This is a genomic window from Pseudoclavibacter sp. VKM Ac-2888, assembly GCF_015351285.1.
Lineage (GTDB): Bacteria > Actinomycetota > Actinomycetes > Actinomycetales > Microbacteriaceae > Pseudoclavibacter.
Genome location: NZ_JADKSM010000001.1, coordinates 834,152 through 849,131 on the forward strand (window position 1 = coordinate 834,152; position 14,980 = coordinate 849,131).

The 14,980-nt window shown below is 64.7% G+C and carries 14 protein-coding genes; 7 read left to right on the plus strand and 7 right to left on the minus strand.

Annotated features, from left to right (window positions below):
- Positions 1–216: 216 nt before the first annotated feature.
- Positions 217–2,205: a hypothetical protein gene (locus tag ITJ61_RS20035; protein ID WP_267238077.1), complete on the minus strand. Its 1,989-nt coding sequence runs from the start codon at positions 2,203–2,205 to the stop codon at positions 217–219.
- Between the two features lie 139 nt (positions 2,206–2,344).
- On the minus strand, positions 2,345–5,209 hold the full coding sequence (locus ITJ61_RS04065) for an LPXTG cell wall anchor domain-containing protein (RefSeq protein ID WP_194685552.1): 2,865 nt from the start codon (positions 5,207–5,209) through the stop codon (positions 2,345–2,347).
- A gap of 1,189 nt (positions 5,210–6,398) precedes the next feature.
- Between ITJ61_RS04065 and ITJ61_RS04070 the strand changes: the two genes are divergently transcribed.
- Genes ITJ61_RS04070 through ITJ61_RS20465 form a run of 5 tightly spaced genes read left to right on the plus strand, consistent with a single transcriptional unit; the run spans position 6,399 to position 10,321 of the window.
- On the plus strand, positions 6,399–7,697 hold the full coding sequence (locus tag ITJ61_RS04070) for a thymidylate synthase (RefSeq protein ID WP_194685553.1): 1,299 nt from the start codon (positions 6,399–6,401) through the stop codon (positions 7,695–7,697).
- A 3-nt stretch (positions 7,698–7,700) separates the two neighbouring features.
- Positions 7,701–8,585: an ImmA/IrrE family metallo-endopeptidase gene (locus tag ITJ61_RS04075; protein WP_194685554.1), complete on the plus strand. Its 885-nt coding sequence runs from the start codon at positions 7,701–7,703 to the stop codon at positions 8,583–8,585.
- A gap of 7 nt (positions 8,586–8,592) precedes the next feature.
- A complete protein-coding gene (locus tag ITJ61_RS04080) occupies positions 8,593–9,069 on the plus strand; it encodes a nucleoside 2-deoxyribosyltransferase (RefSeq protein ID WP_194685555.1) in 477 nt (158 codons plus the stop codon).
- Positions 9,066–9,698 (plus strand): deoxynucleoside kinase, encoded by a 633-nt coding sequence (locus tag ITJ61_RS04085; RefSeq protein WP_194685556.1) that lies wholly within the window; start codon positions 9,066–9,068, stop codon positions 9,696–9,698. Before ITJ61_RS04080 ends, ITJ61_RS04085 begins: the two co-directional genes overlap by 4 nt.
- A 47-nt stretch (positions 9,699–9,745) precedes the next feature.
- Complete coding sequence (locus ITJ61_RS20465) at positions 9,746–10,321, plus strand: uracil-DNA glycosylase (protein WP_194685557.1); 576 nt, start codon at positions 9,746–9,748, stop codon at positions 10,319–10,321.
- Positions 10,322–10,584: 263 nt separating this feature from the next.
- Here the strand turns inward: ITJ61_RS20465 and ITJ61_RS04095 are convergent, their stop codons facing one another.
- Positions 10,585–10,938 (minus strand): hypothetical protein, encoded by a 354-nt coding sequence (locus tag ITJ61_RS04095; RefSeq protein ID WP_194685558.1) that lies wholly within the window; start codon positions 10,936–10,938, stop codon positions 10,585–10,587.
- 532 nt (positions 10,939–11,470) lie between these two features.
- Here ITJ61_RS04095 and ITJ61_RS04100 point away from each other — a divergent pair.
- Both ITJ61_RS04100 and ITJ61_RS04105 read left to right on the plus strand, forming a co-directional pair.
- A complete protein-coding gene (locus ITJ61_RS04100) occupies positions 11,471–11,830 on the plus strand; it encodes a PadR family transcriptional regulator (protein WP_228496597.1) in 360 nt (119 codons plus the stop codon).
- Positions 11,827–13,143, plus strand: coding sequence for a hypothetical protein (locus ITJ61_RS04105; RefSeq protein ID WP_194685559.1), 1,317 nt, complete (start codon positions 11,827–11,829; stop codon positions 13,141–13,143). Before ITJ61_RS04100 ends, ITJ61_RS04105 begins: the two co-directional genes overlap by 4 nt.
- Positions 13,144–13,392: 249 nt before the next feature.
- Here the strand turns inward: ITJ61_RS04105 and ITJ61_RS04110 are convergent, their stop codons facing one another.
- The 4 genes from ITJ61_RS04110 to ITJ61_RS04125 all read right to left on the minus strand — a co-directional run bounded on the left by ITJ61_RS04110 (position 13,393) and on the right by ITJ61_RS04125 (position 14,916).
- Entirely contained in the window at positions 13,393–13,653 is a 261-nt protein-coding gene (locus tag ITJ61_RS04110) for a hypothetical protein (RefSeq protein WP_194685560.1), read from the minus strand.
- Between the two features lie 56 nt (positions 13,654–13,709).
- Positions 13,710–13,937, minus strand: coding sequence for a hypothetical protein (locus ITJ61_RS04115; protein ID WP_194685561.1), 228 nt, complete (start codon positions 13,935–13,937; stop codon positions 13,710–13,712).
- 173 nt (positions 13,938–14,110) lie between these two features.
- Positions 14,111–14,419, minus strand: coding sequence for a hypothetical protein (locus ITJ61_RS04120; RefSeq protein WP_194685562.1), 309 nt, complete (start codon positions 14,417–14,419; stop codon positions 14,111–14,113).
- Positions 14,416–14,916, minus strand: coding sequence for a hypothetical protein (locus ITJ61_RS04125; RefSeq protein WP_194685563.1), 501 nt, complete (start codon positions 14,914–14,916; stop codon positions 14,416–14,418). The genes ITJ61_RS04120 and ITJ61_RS04125 overlap by 4 nt, the downstream gene beginning before the upstream one ends.
- Positions 14,917–14,980 lie beyond the last annotated feature (64 nt).

A 14,980-nucleotide genomic window follows, 5' to 3' on the forward strand; every position in this document is an offset into this window, starting at 1 on the left:
GTGGCCCAAGCCACGACCGCGCTGCAGGAGATCTGGCCCCCGGCTCGAGCCAGCACCAGGGCAGGCGAGAGTTCCGCCGACGTTGGCCACCGCTGCGGTCGCGGGCCAGTCGGATCGTTCTATGTCCATGCCGCATCTATGCGGGGCCCGATGCTTCCGGCCCCGCCCGCCTCGAGATCAGGCCGACGGGGCCGGAACAGGCCAGGCTGGTTCGGGCTACTTGATGGTGAAGTTCGTGCAGCCGAGGTTGGTCATGTTCGTGTCGGATTCGATCGCGACGGCGCACATGGAGTGCTTGCCCTTGGAGAATGCCGCGGCTGTCCAGAAGGCGTGCTTGCCGGGGACGCCGGAGAGATACGGCGACTCGCGGTTGGCGCTGGTCACGTGGTGCCATTTGCCGTCGACGAGGATCGCGACGGGGATCGACCGGCTGGGGGTGCTCGGCGCGTAGGACCATCCGGCGAACTGGTGCATGCCGTTGGCGGCTGGTGCGTCCATGACTCCACCGATGGGGGCTGCGGACTTCTTGACGGTGATGGTCTTGCACGGCGGGAGGCTGTCCTTGCCGGCGAGGATGTTCGCCCCGACGGTGCAGATCTGGTACTTGCCGGGGCTCAGCGTCTTGGACCAGGAGTAGCCGTGGTTGCCGGGGATTCCGTAGGCGTGCAGATTGGAGGAGCCCTGGTTCGCGAGGGTCGCGTTCCATCGGCCGTTGACGGTGATGCCCATGTAGATCGGGACGTACATGTCGCTCATGTCGAAGGCGTGGCCGGTGACGGTGAGCTGGTTGCCGGAGACCGAGATGTTGGCGGTCGCGTTGACATCAAAGCGCTGGACCGCCTGGGAGTGGGTGTAGCCGTCTCGGACGAACCGCTTGATGAGGTTGCCGACGACGGTGTTGCCGGACGCGTTCATGTGGGTGGTGTCGTTCGCGTCTTTCCAGAACGAGCGGGGCATGAGGCCGACGCTCATGGCGTCGCGGTCGGCCTGGCTGGGGGCGCGGCCTGCCTCGTAGATGGCGCCGTTGAACAGGTAGTCGGAGAGCGGCACGACCTTCTCGCCATAGGTCTTCGCGATCCAGGCATTGACGCTGTTGCGGTGGTTGTTGATGGGGTTCGAGTAGTCCCAGCGCGGCGAGAGCTGCATGACCACGTACTTCGCGCCGACGGCGTTGTTCTGGTTGACCATCTTCGAGATGACCTCCTTCACGCGCGCTTCATCTTCGACACCGTTCGCGCCGACCCAGATAACGCTCGTGGAACCGGGGGCGGGCTTGTCGAGAGAGTTGAGGTTCGTGCCCGCACCGACCCACTTGGCGGAGCCGGCCGAGTCGCGGGTGAACTTCCAATGCGTGCTCGTGTCAGCGAGGTCTGGGTAGTGGGTGAGCTCGCCCGTGATGCCGCCGATTTCGACGTCCATCTGCAGGCGGCCGAGGTACTTCGCTTCCATCGGAAGGCCCCAGACGCCGCCGATGTTGACGGAACCGGACGCGGGGATGAGGACGGTCTGCCCGAGCTGGGTCTGGTAGATGCCGGAGGTCACGCCGATGGAGACGGGGCCGACTGCGCCCATGGCGTGGTTCTTGACGGTCCAGCCGGGCATGTTGAGGAAGCCGCCGCCGCAGAGGTAGTCCGCCGAGGAGGAGCCGTAGCATTGCACCGTCTTGGGGCTGTACGGCAGCGCTGAGCGAGCTTCCGGGGCGGAGAACGTCTCGACGACGGGTTCGTCACTCGGGGCGGGCGCAGCGGACTCGCTCGGGGCCGTCGTCGCCTCCGGGGTCGGAGCAGCGGCAGTCGGCGCGGTGCTCACCTCGGCGGTGGTCGCGGGCGCGGCGACCTTGGAGGTGCTTTCCGGTGCCGCGGTCGGGGCCGAGTCGACCGTGGCGTTCGTGAGTGCGAGCGTGGAGGCGCAGTCCTCGGACGCTGTCGGGGTGGGCGTCGGAGCCGGGATTGCCGTAGCCGTCGCGGTGGCTGTCGGCGTAGGCGTAGGCGTAGGCGTAGGCGTCAGGGTAGCCGTCGCGGTCGGAGCGGCAGTGGGGGTGATCCTTGCCGTCCAGGTGGGCGTGGGCGTCGCGCAGGCATCGCCGCTCGGTGTTGGGGTGGGCGTCGGGGTGAGGGTGGCAGCGACGGCGGGGGTCATCGTCGTGCCGATCAGGGCTGTGCTCAGCACCAGGGCGGAGAGCAGGCGGCTTGCTGCGGTTCGCATCGGGGGTTCCGTTCGTTTCGTCTGGGGAGGCGGCACTGGGACTGTGTGCGGCTCGGTCGTCTCAGCTATGCGGGGGCGTGAAACGAGCAGTGGCCCGCACCTCGGAAGAGATGCGGGCCACTGGGTTCACCTGCTGGGACTAGTCCTGCGACTCAGCGCCCGTTGCCACGGATTCGCGGCGACGGTTGCGGCGGATGAAGAACGCAGCTCCGCCCAGGAGGGCGAGGATGCCAGCGCCGATCGCGGCGCCGAATCCAGCCTGCTCAGCGCCCGTGGTGGCGAGCGAGGAGCCGTTGGAAGCGGGCGCCGGCGGGACCGGGGCGGGCTTCGTGGGAACCTCGTCGTCGTCGTTGTCCTCGACAGGGCCGCGCGGGGTGTCGCCCGTGACCTTGCCGACGTTCACGAACTTGCCGGCGTCAACGTCCGCCTGCGTGATCGTGTACGGCTTCGACTGGGTCGAGGCGGATGCACCGACTTCGAGGGCTCCGACGTTGCCGCCGTCTACGAGCTCGACGCCCGCAGCTGCCAGCTTCTCGTCCGTGACGATGGCTTCCGTGATGGTCACGTTGCCGGTGTTCTTCACATCGAAGTCGAAGACGACCGTGTCGCCAGCATCCGTGACGCCGTTCTTGTTGGCGTCGACGACGGCCTCAGGCTTGTGCGACTTCTCGATGGAGATGCCGGGCGTGCCGTCGGTGGGAACCTCGTCGTCATCGTCGTCCGTAACCGGCCCCTTCGGGGTGTCACCGTCGACGACTGCGACGTTGTGGAACTGGCCTGCGTCCACGTCAGCCTGCGTGATCGTGTACGCCTCCGACTTGGTGGAGACCGTCTCGCCGACCTTGATGGTGCCGAGCTTGCCGCCGTCAACGAGCGCAACGTCGAAGCCGGCGAGGATCTCGTCGGTCACGACCGCGTCGGTGATGGTGACGGTGCCGGTGTTCTTCGCGTCGAAGTCGAACACGACCTGGTCGCCAGCATCGGTGACGCCGTTCTCGTTGACGTCGACGATTTCCTCAGGGACGTGCGACTTGACGAGCTCGATCGACGGCTTCTGGTCCGTGGGGACCTTGTCGTCGTCATCGTCATCGACAGGACCCTTGGGGGTGTCGCCCGTGACGATCGCGACGTTGGTGAAGCCACCGTTGTCGACGTCGGCCTGGGTGATCGTGTACGGCGCGGACTTGATCGTCGTGGACTGGCCTACGGCGATCGTGCCGAGCTTGCCGTCGCCCTCGAGGGTGACGCCCGCGTCAGCGAGCATCTTGTCGGTGATGACCGCGTTCTCGATCGTCAGGTGACCCGTGTTGGACGCCGTGAGGTCGAAGACGACCGTGTCACCCGCGTCGACGAGGCCATTCTTGTTGACATCGGTGATGTCCTCGGCGTCGTGCGACTTCTCGAGCTTGATGCCCGGGGTGCCGTTCGTGGGGACCTTGTCGTCGTCATCGTCATCGACTGGCCCCTTGGGGGTGTTGCCGGTGACGGTCGCGACGTTCAGGAACTGGCCCGCGTCGGTGTCGGCCTGCGTGATCGTGTACGGCTCCGACTTCGTCGATGCCGAAGCGCCCACAGCGAGCGTCTCGAGCTTGCCGCCGTTGACCAGCTTCACGCCTGCGGCCTCGAGCGTTGGGTCGGTGACGACGGGCTCCGTGATTGCGACGTTGCCGGTGTTCTTGGCGACGAAGTCGAACACGACGGTGTCGCCTGCGTCGGTGACGCCGTTGTTGTTGGCGTCGACGATGCTCGAGACCTTGTGGGACTTCACGAGGTTGATGCCGGGCTTGGCGTCGTTCGTGGGCACGCGGTCGTCGTCTTCGTCGGTGACGGGCCCCTTGGGGCTGGTTGCCTTGACGGTGGCGACGTTGTGGAAGAACCCGGCGTCGACGTCGGCCTGCGTGAGCGTGTACGGCTCGGACTTGACCGTGCCGGATGCGCCGACGGCGAGCGAGCCGAGCTTGCCCCCATTGACGAGGCCGACCCCTGCAGCGGACAGGTCCGCGTCGGTGACGACCGCGTTCGTGAGCGCCATGGTGCCGGTGTTCTGCGCCACGAACGTGAAGACAACCTGGTCGCCGGCGTTCGTGAAGCCGTCGCCGTTGACATCGATGATGTCAGCGTCGGTGTGGGACTTCACCAGCGAGATCGCCGGCGAGCAGTCCGCGAGCGTGCTCGCGAGGATGCGATCCGCGATGTCCTCGACCGAGATGACGTTCCCGATCGTGAAGCCAGGCTGCAGCTCCTGCATCGACTGCACGACGAGGTCAGGGTTCGCGGGGAACATCGTGTCGTCGAGTCCGCCACCGCCGACTGCGTTCGTGCGGACGAACGAGATCTGCAGCTCGATGCCCGCAGCGCGGATCTGGTCGGCGACGTCACCGGCGGCAGCAGCGGCCTGCGCCTTAATCGTGTCGTCGATCGAGTCCTTGATGTACTGACCGCTCGAGTTGGTGTACGCGTTCGCAACACCATCGGTGATGAACACGATCTTGTTCGCGCCCTGCGCCTGCGCGTTGGCGAACGCGTCCTGGAGACCCGCCTGCCAGTTCGTGGCGTTGGAGCCGCTGGCCGGCTCGCCCTTCTGATCGACCTGCCCAGTCGGGGTCGTCATGTAGTTGTAGGACGCCACCTGATCACGCAGCGCCTGAGCGCCCGCGGCAGAGTTCGCGTCCACACCGACGAGCGATGGCGCGGTCGGGAGCGGAGCCATGGACCCGAAGGAGCTCAGACCGATCGTGGTTGGGATGCCGGTGCCCTCGAACGTGTCGAAGACGTTGGAGATCTGCGCCTTCGTGTTATCGAAGTTCGCGGCGGAGAAGGACTGCGTGATGTCCTGCTCGATGACGGCGTTGATCGTGCACTGGTCGCCAGGTGCGGCGACTGCGGCAGGCGTCAGGAACGCAACGCTCGCCAGCGGCGCCGCGATCGCGAGTGCCGTGACGGCCGCGCCGATCTTGCGCTTACTCGGCCCCGAGCGGGCGCGAGGGGTGGACGTGATGGTCATGTGGTCCTTTCGGGACGGAACAGTGGAAGGCGGCGCAGCGCCGAAGCGAGTGCCAGTGCGACGTAGATCCCCGGCCTGAGCTGGGTGTCCTGCTCCCTATGCGCGAACTCGGCCGGAACCGTGAACTCGCTCTTGGGGGCTGCGTCGTGCTCCCTATGCGCGAACCCGGGATCGGACCGTGGCGTCGCGGCGTGGAAGCCGTGCACGTGCCCTATGCGTGAACTCGGCCGGAACCGTGAACTCGCCCTTGGGGCTAGGTGCACGTGCCCCTATGCGCGAACTCGGCCGGAACCGTGAACTCGCCGTGGAGCGCGTGCACATGCCCTATGCGCGAACTCGGCCGGAAACGACGAAACGCCCGCCGGGCTCTCTGTGCGAGAGAGCCCGGCGGGCGCTGAGCGTTCGACGTCAGTGCAGCGTTCGGTACTCGATCGGCACCTCGTGCGCCCAGCTGCGAGCCGCGGCGATGCCGGCTTCCATGCCGGGGCTGATGCCGAGGTCCGTGTAGACGACGAGCTTCGACGCGACGCCGGTCCAGGCGTGGCCTACGGCGATGCCCTTCGCTCGTTCGGCGGGGTCTGCGTCGTCGAGGATGCCCGGCTGCGTGTAGAGCAGATGGGAGGCGATCGGCGCTTCCCCGCGGTCGAGGCTGTCAGCGATGGCAGCTCTGGCGTAGGCGAGGTTCGAGTCGACATCGCCCGCGTGCGGGGACTCGAGGAGGATGACGAGGGTGGGGCGGGGTGCGGGGTCGGGCTCGGGCTCGGCGAGCTCAGCTCCACAGGTATGTGGATCTCGGCGTACTGGTTGGTCCGCTGGATCGGGGCGACTTCGAGAGCTTTGCGGTCACTGTCTGTCGATCCTCTCAACGCGACGAGGTCGTAACCGTCGGCGTGCAGCTCATGCCCGGGCATCGGTCGTCCGTTCGTCGGCGCGAGGAGAGTGGTGCCGGGCCGCGGCAGACGAACCGCGGGCCCGGCAACGAGCGCTGACGGTTCAGAAACCGGCCATCTCTGCCGGCTCGCCGCCATCCGTCCCAGCCCACGTACTTCTGCGTGCACGGCTTCCACAGGCACTAGTAGGGAGTTCCGGGGCGTCTCCGCCCGCTCGACAGCCGGTCTAAAAAAACGGCGCCACTGGATTCAGATTCACATCGTGACTAAGTTAGCCACCACAGACTGTGGAGGCCTGCATGCAAAATTATCTGCCTAACGACGCCGACGATGCCCTGGTCAGGGCGTGCCGAGACGTGTTCGAAAAAGGTGAGTCGCTGGGCCATGACACGACCCGAGGGTCGTCCAAGGAGCTCCTCGGCTATAGCACTGGAATGGCCAATCCGCTGGCGAGAATTGGCATCAAGGGACGTGCCCTCAACACGGTGGGCGCGATCGCGCGGTTCGTCTGGCTCATAGCCGGCTCCGACCGCCTAGAAGACATTGCGTACTACGAGAGTCGAGTCAGGAGCTTTTCGGACGACGAGCTGTCCGTGCCTGGCTCCTCCTACGGACGCCGCCTCTTCAACTCCTCGCCCGGGACGAATCAGATCGCCGGTGTGGTCGCAGAGCTCAGACGAGACCCAGACAGTAGGCGCGCTGCCGCTGTCGTGTGGCTCCCCGAAGACGCCGTCCGCGAATCTCGCGATATTCCTTGTACGTTCGGTTTGTTCTTCCATGTGCGGGGAGGCGGCCTCGTCATGACGACTGTGATGCGTTCAAACAACGCCGTCACTCTGTTGCCTTACAACTTTTTCGAGTTCTCGATGCTCGGCGAAATAGTTGCAACCGAGGTGGGGGTGCCGTTCCTGCGCTACGTTCACTGGGCAGCTTCGATGCATGTCTTCGACAAGATGGAGTCAGATCGCGCGAAAATTGCCGACACGGATGCGCCTGAATCAAAGACCATGCCCTCCATGCCGCCTGGGGACGCTATGGCAAGAGTCCAGAAACTCGCTGTCTTTGAGGCGAAGATCCGGAACGCTGCAATGGCTGAAGAATTGGCTCCGCTCGCGGCACAAGCTCGGGAGGAGCTCGGCGAATACTGGGTCGACCTCTTCGAAGTGCTGTACGCCTACGTTTTGGCTAAGCATGGCCTCCGTGACGAGGCGCGCGCCACCTGTCAGGGCCTCGCGCCTCACTTCCGATCCGGAGCTGAGGCGGTCATTGAGAAGGTACTAGGGCCAGACCCCGTAGCGGGCGATGACTTCGGCGACGCGCTTTTTGACCTCGAGGATCTCGATACTCTGAACCGGACTCCCACCGTCGCCGAGTCCGTCCAGCGCGCCGCGGACAGTTCTCGAGACTTCGATTGGTTGATCTCAATCCTGCGTGATGAACAGACAGCGGATGCGCCGGTGACCGTCGACGAGTTGCTCCAGGTACGTACGACCCTGGGGCATTTGGACTTCACACTCGCTGCTCGGGATGGTGCACAGTCTGAGATGACCCGCAACGCCGTGGTCGAAGTTCTGCGCGAATTGCGTCGGAGTAACTGATCCGTGTCGGACGCGCTCAGTGCATTCTCCGCATACTGGGGAGCCGAGACACCGGAACGCGCCGTCGCGCAGGCGGTGGAGGACACCATCAGCGCCTTTCGGCGCGTCACCCCCGTCGATCCTCGAGCTGTTGCTGACAAATTTGGAGCGACCGTCAAGATCATGCCCGGATCGCGAGACGCAGGAGGCAATCTGATCGACCACGGTTCCCTCGCTGTCAGGGAGAGCGCGTGGCATATCCGTGTCCCTAGCGAGTTGTCGAGTGAGCGGCGTCGGTTCTCCATCGCACACGAGATCGGTCACATCCTTCTCTTCTCGGCTGTAGCGGACAACCCGGAGCACGTGAGGGAGCTGCGCTCCGACGCACTCCATGCACGCGTAGAGCGACTGTGCAACACAGCTGCCGCACAGATCTTGATGCCGGCGCAGTCCTTCACCTTCGCCCTAGAGGAGCTGGGCGAGCTCTCACGAAGTTCCATAGACGAGCTCGCGAGGCGTTTCTGGGTCTCAAGGGAAGCAGCCATGCGACGAGTCACTGAGGTGCATCCGAACTGGGGAATCATGTTCTGGGAGCTGTCTCGTGACCATCCACGGGGGGTCGCTTGGCGGACATCAAAGACCCAGAACCGCGGCACCGCCACCTTCTTGCCTCCAGGACTCTCGTCGTCACGACTGCACCCAGACGTTGTCGAGATCGCCGCAACCGCAGGGGAAGCGTTCGCGGATGAGGTGCGTCCAGACATCCCGGGCATGACAGCGATGTACCATGTGTCAGCCTGGAAGGTCGAGGTTCGTCGAAACGAGCTCGTGGGCCTAGAACGGGCGACACCCACCCCGGATGAGGGGCGAATCTATGTTCTGTACCACACAAAGTCGCCGCGCGCATAGGAGCAACATGCGTATATACATTTCAGGCCCCCTACAAGGTTCGAACGATCTCCAGACAGCGCGCGGTTTCTACGAAGCACTCGCCGCTGTTGTCGAGGAGAGTGGCCACGAAGCCTACGTACCGCATCTCAGCACTGATCCGATCGCAGACGGAAACCTTTCTGCCGAGACAGTTTTCGCCACTGATGTGGCTGCGCTGAACGAGGCAGACGCGGTCATCGCTCATGTCGGGCTTCCGTCCACCGGAGTTGGCGCTGAGATCGTCTTGGCGTTGGCATCCAACCGTCGCGTACTCGGACTGAAGCGCGAAGGCGAGAGGGGTTCTCGTTTCGCAGAGGGCCTGATCACCGACGCGGGTGGTGTCGTTTGCACGTTCCATGGCGGCGCGGACTTGCGGTCGTCTCTCCGAAGCTGGCTCCAACGACCCACCGAGTGGTTTGGCGAACCAGATCAGATTCGATCTTTGCACAAGGCAGCAGTATGACCCCGAAGTACATCGTCGTTACTGGGAGTGTGGGGGCGGGCGCGACGACCCTTGCAGCACAGATCGCAGACACCTGGGAGGCTGAGACCCTCCTAGAGGGAGCCATAGAAGAGCTGAATCCCTTCTTTGGAGACGCCCAGTCGAACCCAAGCAGGTGGGTCTTTCAAAGCCAGGCGCATTTCTTAGCGGCATCAGCAAACAGGCATGATCTCCTTGGGGAGCTCATCGCGGCCACCACGGCACAAGTAGTGCTCGAGGATCGAACCCCTTTTGAACATCACGGCGCATACTCGAAGTCATATTTGGATCAAGGGGTTCTCAGCACCCGAGAGTTCGAACTGCTCCAGGAGATCGCCACTCGATTCGAGCGCGACTACCTCGTGCCGGACCTCCTGATCTATCGAGAGATGAGCCCGGCACAGATTGTTGGGAGAGTGGAGGAACGTAGCCGGCAGGGTGAGTCAACTGACGGCCAACGACTCCGGGCCATCCACGAGGCTTTCGAGCAGTTCGTCAGGGGGTGGACCCGATCCCCACTCCTTAGAGTGCCTCACCATGTAGATGTACTTTCCGGGGAAGGCTGTGAGTGGATCCGGGAACACGTTCGGCCTTATCTCGACCAGGCATGACTAGGGCCGGGACCCTTCTCGATGCGCTCCTCGAGATCCCACCGTCAATGTGCCTGGAGAACTTCTATCAGGACGAGAGCGACGCCCGCGGCGGGTTTTCTTCGACAGCTTCCAACCGCCGCGAAGCGCTGGCGCAACATCTCCAGGCCGCAGCCCATAGCGACTTCGTTCTCGTCGGAGAGGCGGCCGGTTGGCGAGGATGTCGTCAGTCAGGGATCCCCTTTACCTCTCCCTGCGATGTCGGACTTACCGGAACACGCGAAGCTTCCGCTTCAGTGGTGCAGTCAGCTCTGGCCTCGACCGGGCTGGCTCCTCGCGTCTTGCTCTGGAACGCACTCCCGCTGCACCCGCATCCAGCCCTTCAGTATCGGCAGAACCGGACCCCCACGGCAGCAGAAGTCCGGCTCGGACACAACGCGTTGCTGGCGGCTTTGACTCAACGTCGAGTGATATGCGTCGGCACCAAGGCGGCTCGGGCGGTCTCGGAAGTCACTCAATCCGTCGTCCCCGGAGTCTACGAAAAATTCGGCTCGGGTACGGTCGTTCAGCTTCGTCATCCAAGCTTTGGAGGAGCATCGCGCTTTCGCGCGGGGTTTGACCTCGTCGCCGAGGCTTGGGCGTAATCCCAATCGAAGTCAAGCACGAAATTGGAGCGCTACCCCCGGAACCGGCGAGATCTGGCGAGAGCTGGCCTTAGCCTCGGCGGCGACCCGGATGAGGTCGGTCGGACCGTTGCCAGACCCGGTCGTGCCGATGGTCTGAAGAATGGCCCCGGGCGCCCCGCGCTGGCCGAGAACCCTGCAATGGTCGCGTTCTTCGTCGCCGACCTTCTTGTGGTCGAGCAGGACTGCACCGCCGGCATGAGAACGGAAGGACACCGTCGGTCTCACAATATGCTTGGCGTCTGACTTTGCACGCCCGCGGCCGCTGCTGCTCCGGTGAGCGGCACCTCGCGGCTGGACGCGGCAGCAGGCAGGTCACCGGAGACTGTGTACGTCACTCCCCCACGACCGTCGGCAGCATCCGAGCTCGTGACGATCGGCACGCTCGACTGACCATCACCGCCCGCGGCCGCCCGAACACCGGCGGCCCCGAACGTCGCCCCGAGGACGAGCGCGACGGAGGTAACGGCGACCGCGACGGACGCGATCTTCTGCCGCTTCCAGCGTCGCTCATGCGCGCGGCGTCCGGCTCGGCTGGTCGGCGTCGGGGCGGGAGTGCTGGATGTGAGGGGTGTCACAGCGATAGTTCTCCAGTCAGGTGCGGTCGTACTGAGACGGACACCGCCCGACCTGGACCTCGCAGGGAACATCCGGTCGGGCGGGCGTATTCGTTCGTCCCGAGGTGCCTATGCGTGAAGCAGATGAGAGCGCTACAGAGACGAATCCGGTCTTCGGCAGCCTCAGGCGAGGGTCCGTATTGATGGCCGATTCCAGGGCCACTCAGACCTGCCATCCGTAGCCCGCACTAGAGCGAGGGCGACAACCCGCCCCCCCCCTGTCGCAAATCCAACGATCAAGACTCAGTAACGTCCCTTGTTCTGGAGCATGGTTTTGAGAATCTGACTGCCGCGAGATTCTGACACTCGCTCACTTGATCCGATGTCTCACGAGGGTCGTCGCGAAACCCTCGGATTTTGTATCCGGGTTCGCCTGTCAGATGGTCGTCGGTGTTCAGCGCGTGATCCGCGTGCTGAACCATGATCTAGCGGCTCCCGGCGGGATCGTTGCTGACCCTTGTCGCATGTACCCGTTTTGGGTATATTGCTGAACATGAAAGAGCTGAGCTTTTGGGTACTTACTTCACTCGCCGGTGGTCGGCAGCATGGGTACGGCATCTTGAGGGACGCGGAGCAGCTGAGTGGTGGGAGTGTAAAACTCAGCGTCACCTCCCTCTACGCATCGCTTGACCGTCTGGAACATACGGGGCAGATCCGGCGAGCTGGCGAGGAGACTGTCGACGGGCGAGCGCGCCGATACTTCGAGCTGACCGCGGAGGGGCGTGAATCCCTCCTGATTGAGACTCAGCGCCTTCAAGAGCGGGCGCGAACCGCGGAGCAGCGACTGGCGTCGTTGCAAAACATCAAGCTCAAACCAGGCCCGGTAGCGATGAGAGGTGCTGTCGCACTGTGAGTTACGAGAGCCTCCTCCGCTGGTACCCAAAAGCCTGGCGCGATGACAACGGTGCGGTGTACCTCGCAATACTCGAGGATGATGCGAAAGCTCGGGGGCGCTCTCGCCCCGGCTTTGGTGAGGCCTGGACGATCCGCCTGCACGGCCTCACCGAGCGCGCCACCTTCAAATTCGCATTCGTTTGCGCGGTTTTGGCCTTCCTGAGCTTCTCAGCCCCGATGGTGGCGACGATGCCGGAGCGACTGTCGGCAGGTGCTGTGTTCATTTCTGTCACCCCCGCACTGATCGCCGCCGTGCTCGTATCCCGCGTTTTGGCTACTGGGGCGTTTGCTCTTGCCGTGGTCGCCGCCCTGGTCCGTGCCCGGCGAATCTCGGCGTCGACGGCACTTCTCGCGGTGTCCGCGCTGCTGTTCTGTGCGGCGACCTACGGTGTCGATTTCGCTGTGGTGAACTTCATTGGCGATTCGCCAGGGCTGATCTTGGACGTGATTAGGGTCGGTGGGCCCGTCGCCGCTGCAATCGGCGTGGCGGTAGTCGTCAACGACATCCTCAACCGCTGGACTCCCTCTGCTCTCCGCTGGAGTATCTCGCTGGTTGCCGGGAGCCTCGTCGCCTTCCTCTGGTCAGTAGCTGTTTTGCAGCAATCGGCGGCACTCCCCCTGGCCGCCGTGGCTCTCTTGTGTGTGATGTTCACGCTCTTCGCCAACAGTCATGGTCGGTCCGCACAGAACCCCATAGCGATGTCTGGCGCTACCTCCAGTCATTCGCAACGTACCGCAATGCGTCGGTTCGCACGGGCGGCGACGTTCAGTGGCCTGGTTGGCGGGATTTGTCTCATCGCACACGACTTCAACCTCACCTGGGCGGACCCGTGGTCCGCGTCAGTGCTAGTCGTCGGGGCGTTGTCGCCCGTGCCGCTGGTCGTCACCGGCGGGATGCTCTGTCGGCCACTCGTTGGGGCAGTGATCCATGCGGCCAGCGTCCTGTGTTGGAGCGGCTTGGTGGTACTCAGTGCAGCGCTCGCTTCCGGACCAGGCATGACCACCGTTCAGCTCCTCCTGGCCTCGGTCTTGATGATGGCAGGAATTGCACTCCCGTTCGGTCGCCTCCTCCAGCGCGGTCGCTTCGTGAGTATCTGTGTTTCGCTCGGGCTCGGCGCTACGGCAGGCCTGTTGGTCGGCACGGGTGTTCAACAGGTGTTGCAGGTCGCCCCGTTCGTCTCTGCGGGGGCGGCGCTGTGGGCATTCGCATGGCTGCAACGCCAACGGGCCGAAACCAACGCGACACCGAGTAAGGCCGCGACCCTCGTCTAGTTCGGTGCGTGCACGAGTGCTGCCAACCTTTGCCCGGTGGCAGGCCGAGCGGGATCGCGCAAGAATGCCTTACGGAAGGGTCGAGGCGTTTCCCGCCCGAAGTATCATCTGTCGCAAGACCTCGCTGTCTTGAAACCTATGGGTTGTGAGACATCGACAGTGGTCCGCTCGCTCGCGAGGGTGTTTGCATCATGACGTCGCCCCTTCGCCTGACGAGCGAGTCTCGTCAGAGCTCGGTTCGACTTCGATTCATCCCATGAAGATCAGGACGGGAGTGTTCCCGTTACGACGAGGTCGCGGCCGCCGGCGACTCATCTGGACGCAGCAGCTCTCTGAGTCGGATGCGCGCGCGTTGGTAGCGACCGCGAGGGCGAGGGTCGCATGTATCTGCGCGCGTTGCATCTGGAACGGAGCCCGGGCTCGCGCACTCTCTTCATGGCTGTCGAAGTTGTCGTGGGCGAGCTTGCTGAGGCGGATCGCTTCGGCGTGGTGGTCGATGGTTTCGGACATGGTCACCTCCGGGATCGGTGGTGGTGGTCGTGTCAGTCAGCTATGCGGGCAGGCGCTCAGGCCTGCACGACTTCCCATGGATCGACGCGTCGGCAGACGACTTCACCGCCTCGGTACTCCGGGGCTTCCGCGCGGGCGGTCTCCTCCGTGTACGGCTCGTCTTCGAAGTCCTGGTTGATGAGTCGCCCGTCGTGCTGGCGGACGTTCCACTCGACCTCGCGGGGCTCGAGTGCGGGTGCGCCGGATCGGGCGGTAATGATGCCTTCGATCAGCAGGTCCCTCACGCGCGTCGCGACGGAGAACGACTGAGCCGCCGAAGCGATGGTGGAGCTGTGCTGCTCGTTGTCGCGGCGCAGGAGTGCGTCGGCGAGCTCTTCGGGGGGTCTGCGCTGCAGCTGTGTTGATGGTGGTCTCTTTCATGGTCGCCTCCGGCGTCGGGGGTGGTGTGATGCCCCAGCTATGCGGGGATCGGAACGGGGACCGGCAGGCAGGAGGTGTAGTGCGGCGACGTGTGCGCCGCGGTCAGTGGGCAGGCGCCGCACTGGAAGCCGCCACCGGGAACGATTGCGTGAACGGCGTGCCAGGAGGAGTCGCACGGGCGTCCGCAAACGGGCTCGTCCTCGTCGATGCGTTCGGCAGTGAGGTCGTGGCTGTCGAAGGTGAGCTTGCAGTCGGCGCACACGAACGAGTCGCCGTCGTGCTCGACGTCTCCGTGGCAGGCGCCGCAGCTCGGGTTCTGCCACTCAGCGCTCGGGAGCGCGCTCATGCGGTCAGCTCTGCGGTGCCTGGTGCCTGGTCGGATGGGGCGTCGAGGTCGCCGACGGGGCGTCTCCACTCGCCGGGGCCGTACCGTTCGACGAGGTGATGGTGCGCACTGTCATCGTCCCACTGCTGCGCTTCTTCTCGCGCCACCGGCCCGGAGATCCGGCCGTGGATGGTGCTGAGCACGCCGCACTCGACGGCTTCCGGGATGGCGGCTCGCGCGGCACGCACCTCGTCGATCAGGGACCGGGCGGTCCGGCCGGACAAGGCGACGGACCCGAACTGCCGCGCGAACGCGTCGAGTCGGTCAAGGTCGTCCGCGGGCGCCGGGCGGTCGAGGGTGGGCCGCTGCAGTCGTATTCGCAGCGCTTCGACAGGGTCGGCGTCATGGGCGATGCCGAACAGGTCCTGGATGTCGCGGATCACGGTGTCGGAGAACGGGGCGTGCCCTTCGGCGCGTTCGAGGCCTGCGTGGCTCGGGAGGGTGCTGGTGCCGGTCATCGGTGGGTCCAATCGGAGGCGGGCGTCGTCTGGGGCAACTCGGCGTGGGAGGCTTCGGTCGGTG

Excerpts from the sequence above, each read along its gene's own strand:
- ITJ61_RS20035 (WP_267238077.1), bottom strand. The coding sequence starts at position 2,205 with ATGCGAACCGCAGCAAGCCGCCTGCTCTCCGCCCTGGTGCTGAGCACA.
- ITJ61_RS04065 (WP_194685552.1), bottom strand. The coding sequence starts at position 5,209 with ATGACCATCACGTCCACCCCTCGCGCCCGCTCGGGGCCGAGTAAGCGC.
- ITJ61_RS04070 (WP_194685553.1), top strand. The coding sequence starts at position 6,399 with ATGCAAAATTATCTGCCTAACGACGCCGACGATGCCCTGGTCAGGGCG.
- ITJ61_RS04080 (WP_194685555.1), top strand. The coding sequence starts at position 8,593 with ATGCGTATATACATTTCAGGCCCCCTACAAGGTTCGAACGATCTCCAG.
- ITJ61_RS04085 (WP_194685556.1), top strand. The coding sequence starts at position 9,066 with ATGACCCCGAAGTACATCGTCGTTACTGGGAGTGTGGGGGCGGGCGCG.
- ITJ61_RS20465 (WP_194685557.1), top strand. The coding sequence starts at position 9,746 with ATGTGCCTGGAGAACTTCTATCAGGACGAGAGCGACGCCCGCGGCGGG.
- ITJ61_RS04100 (WP_228496597.1), top strand. The coding sequence starts at position 11,471 with ATGAAAGAGCTGAGCTTTTGGGTACTTACTTCACTCGCCGGTGGTCGG.
- ITJ61_RS04110 (WP_194685560.1), bottom strand. The coding sequence starts at position 13,653 with ATGTCCGAAACCATCGACCACCACGCCGAAGCGATCCGCCTCAGCAAG.
- ITJ61_RS04120 (WP_194685562.1), bottom strand. The coding sequence starts at position 14,419 with ATGAGCGCGCTCCCGAGCGCTGAGTGGCAGAACCCGAGCTGCGGCGCC.
- ITJ61_RS04125 (WP_194685563.1), bottom strand. The coding sequence starts at position 14,916 with ATGACCGGCACCAGCACCCTCCCGAGCCACGCAGGCCTCGAACGCGCC.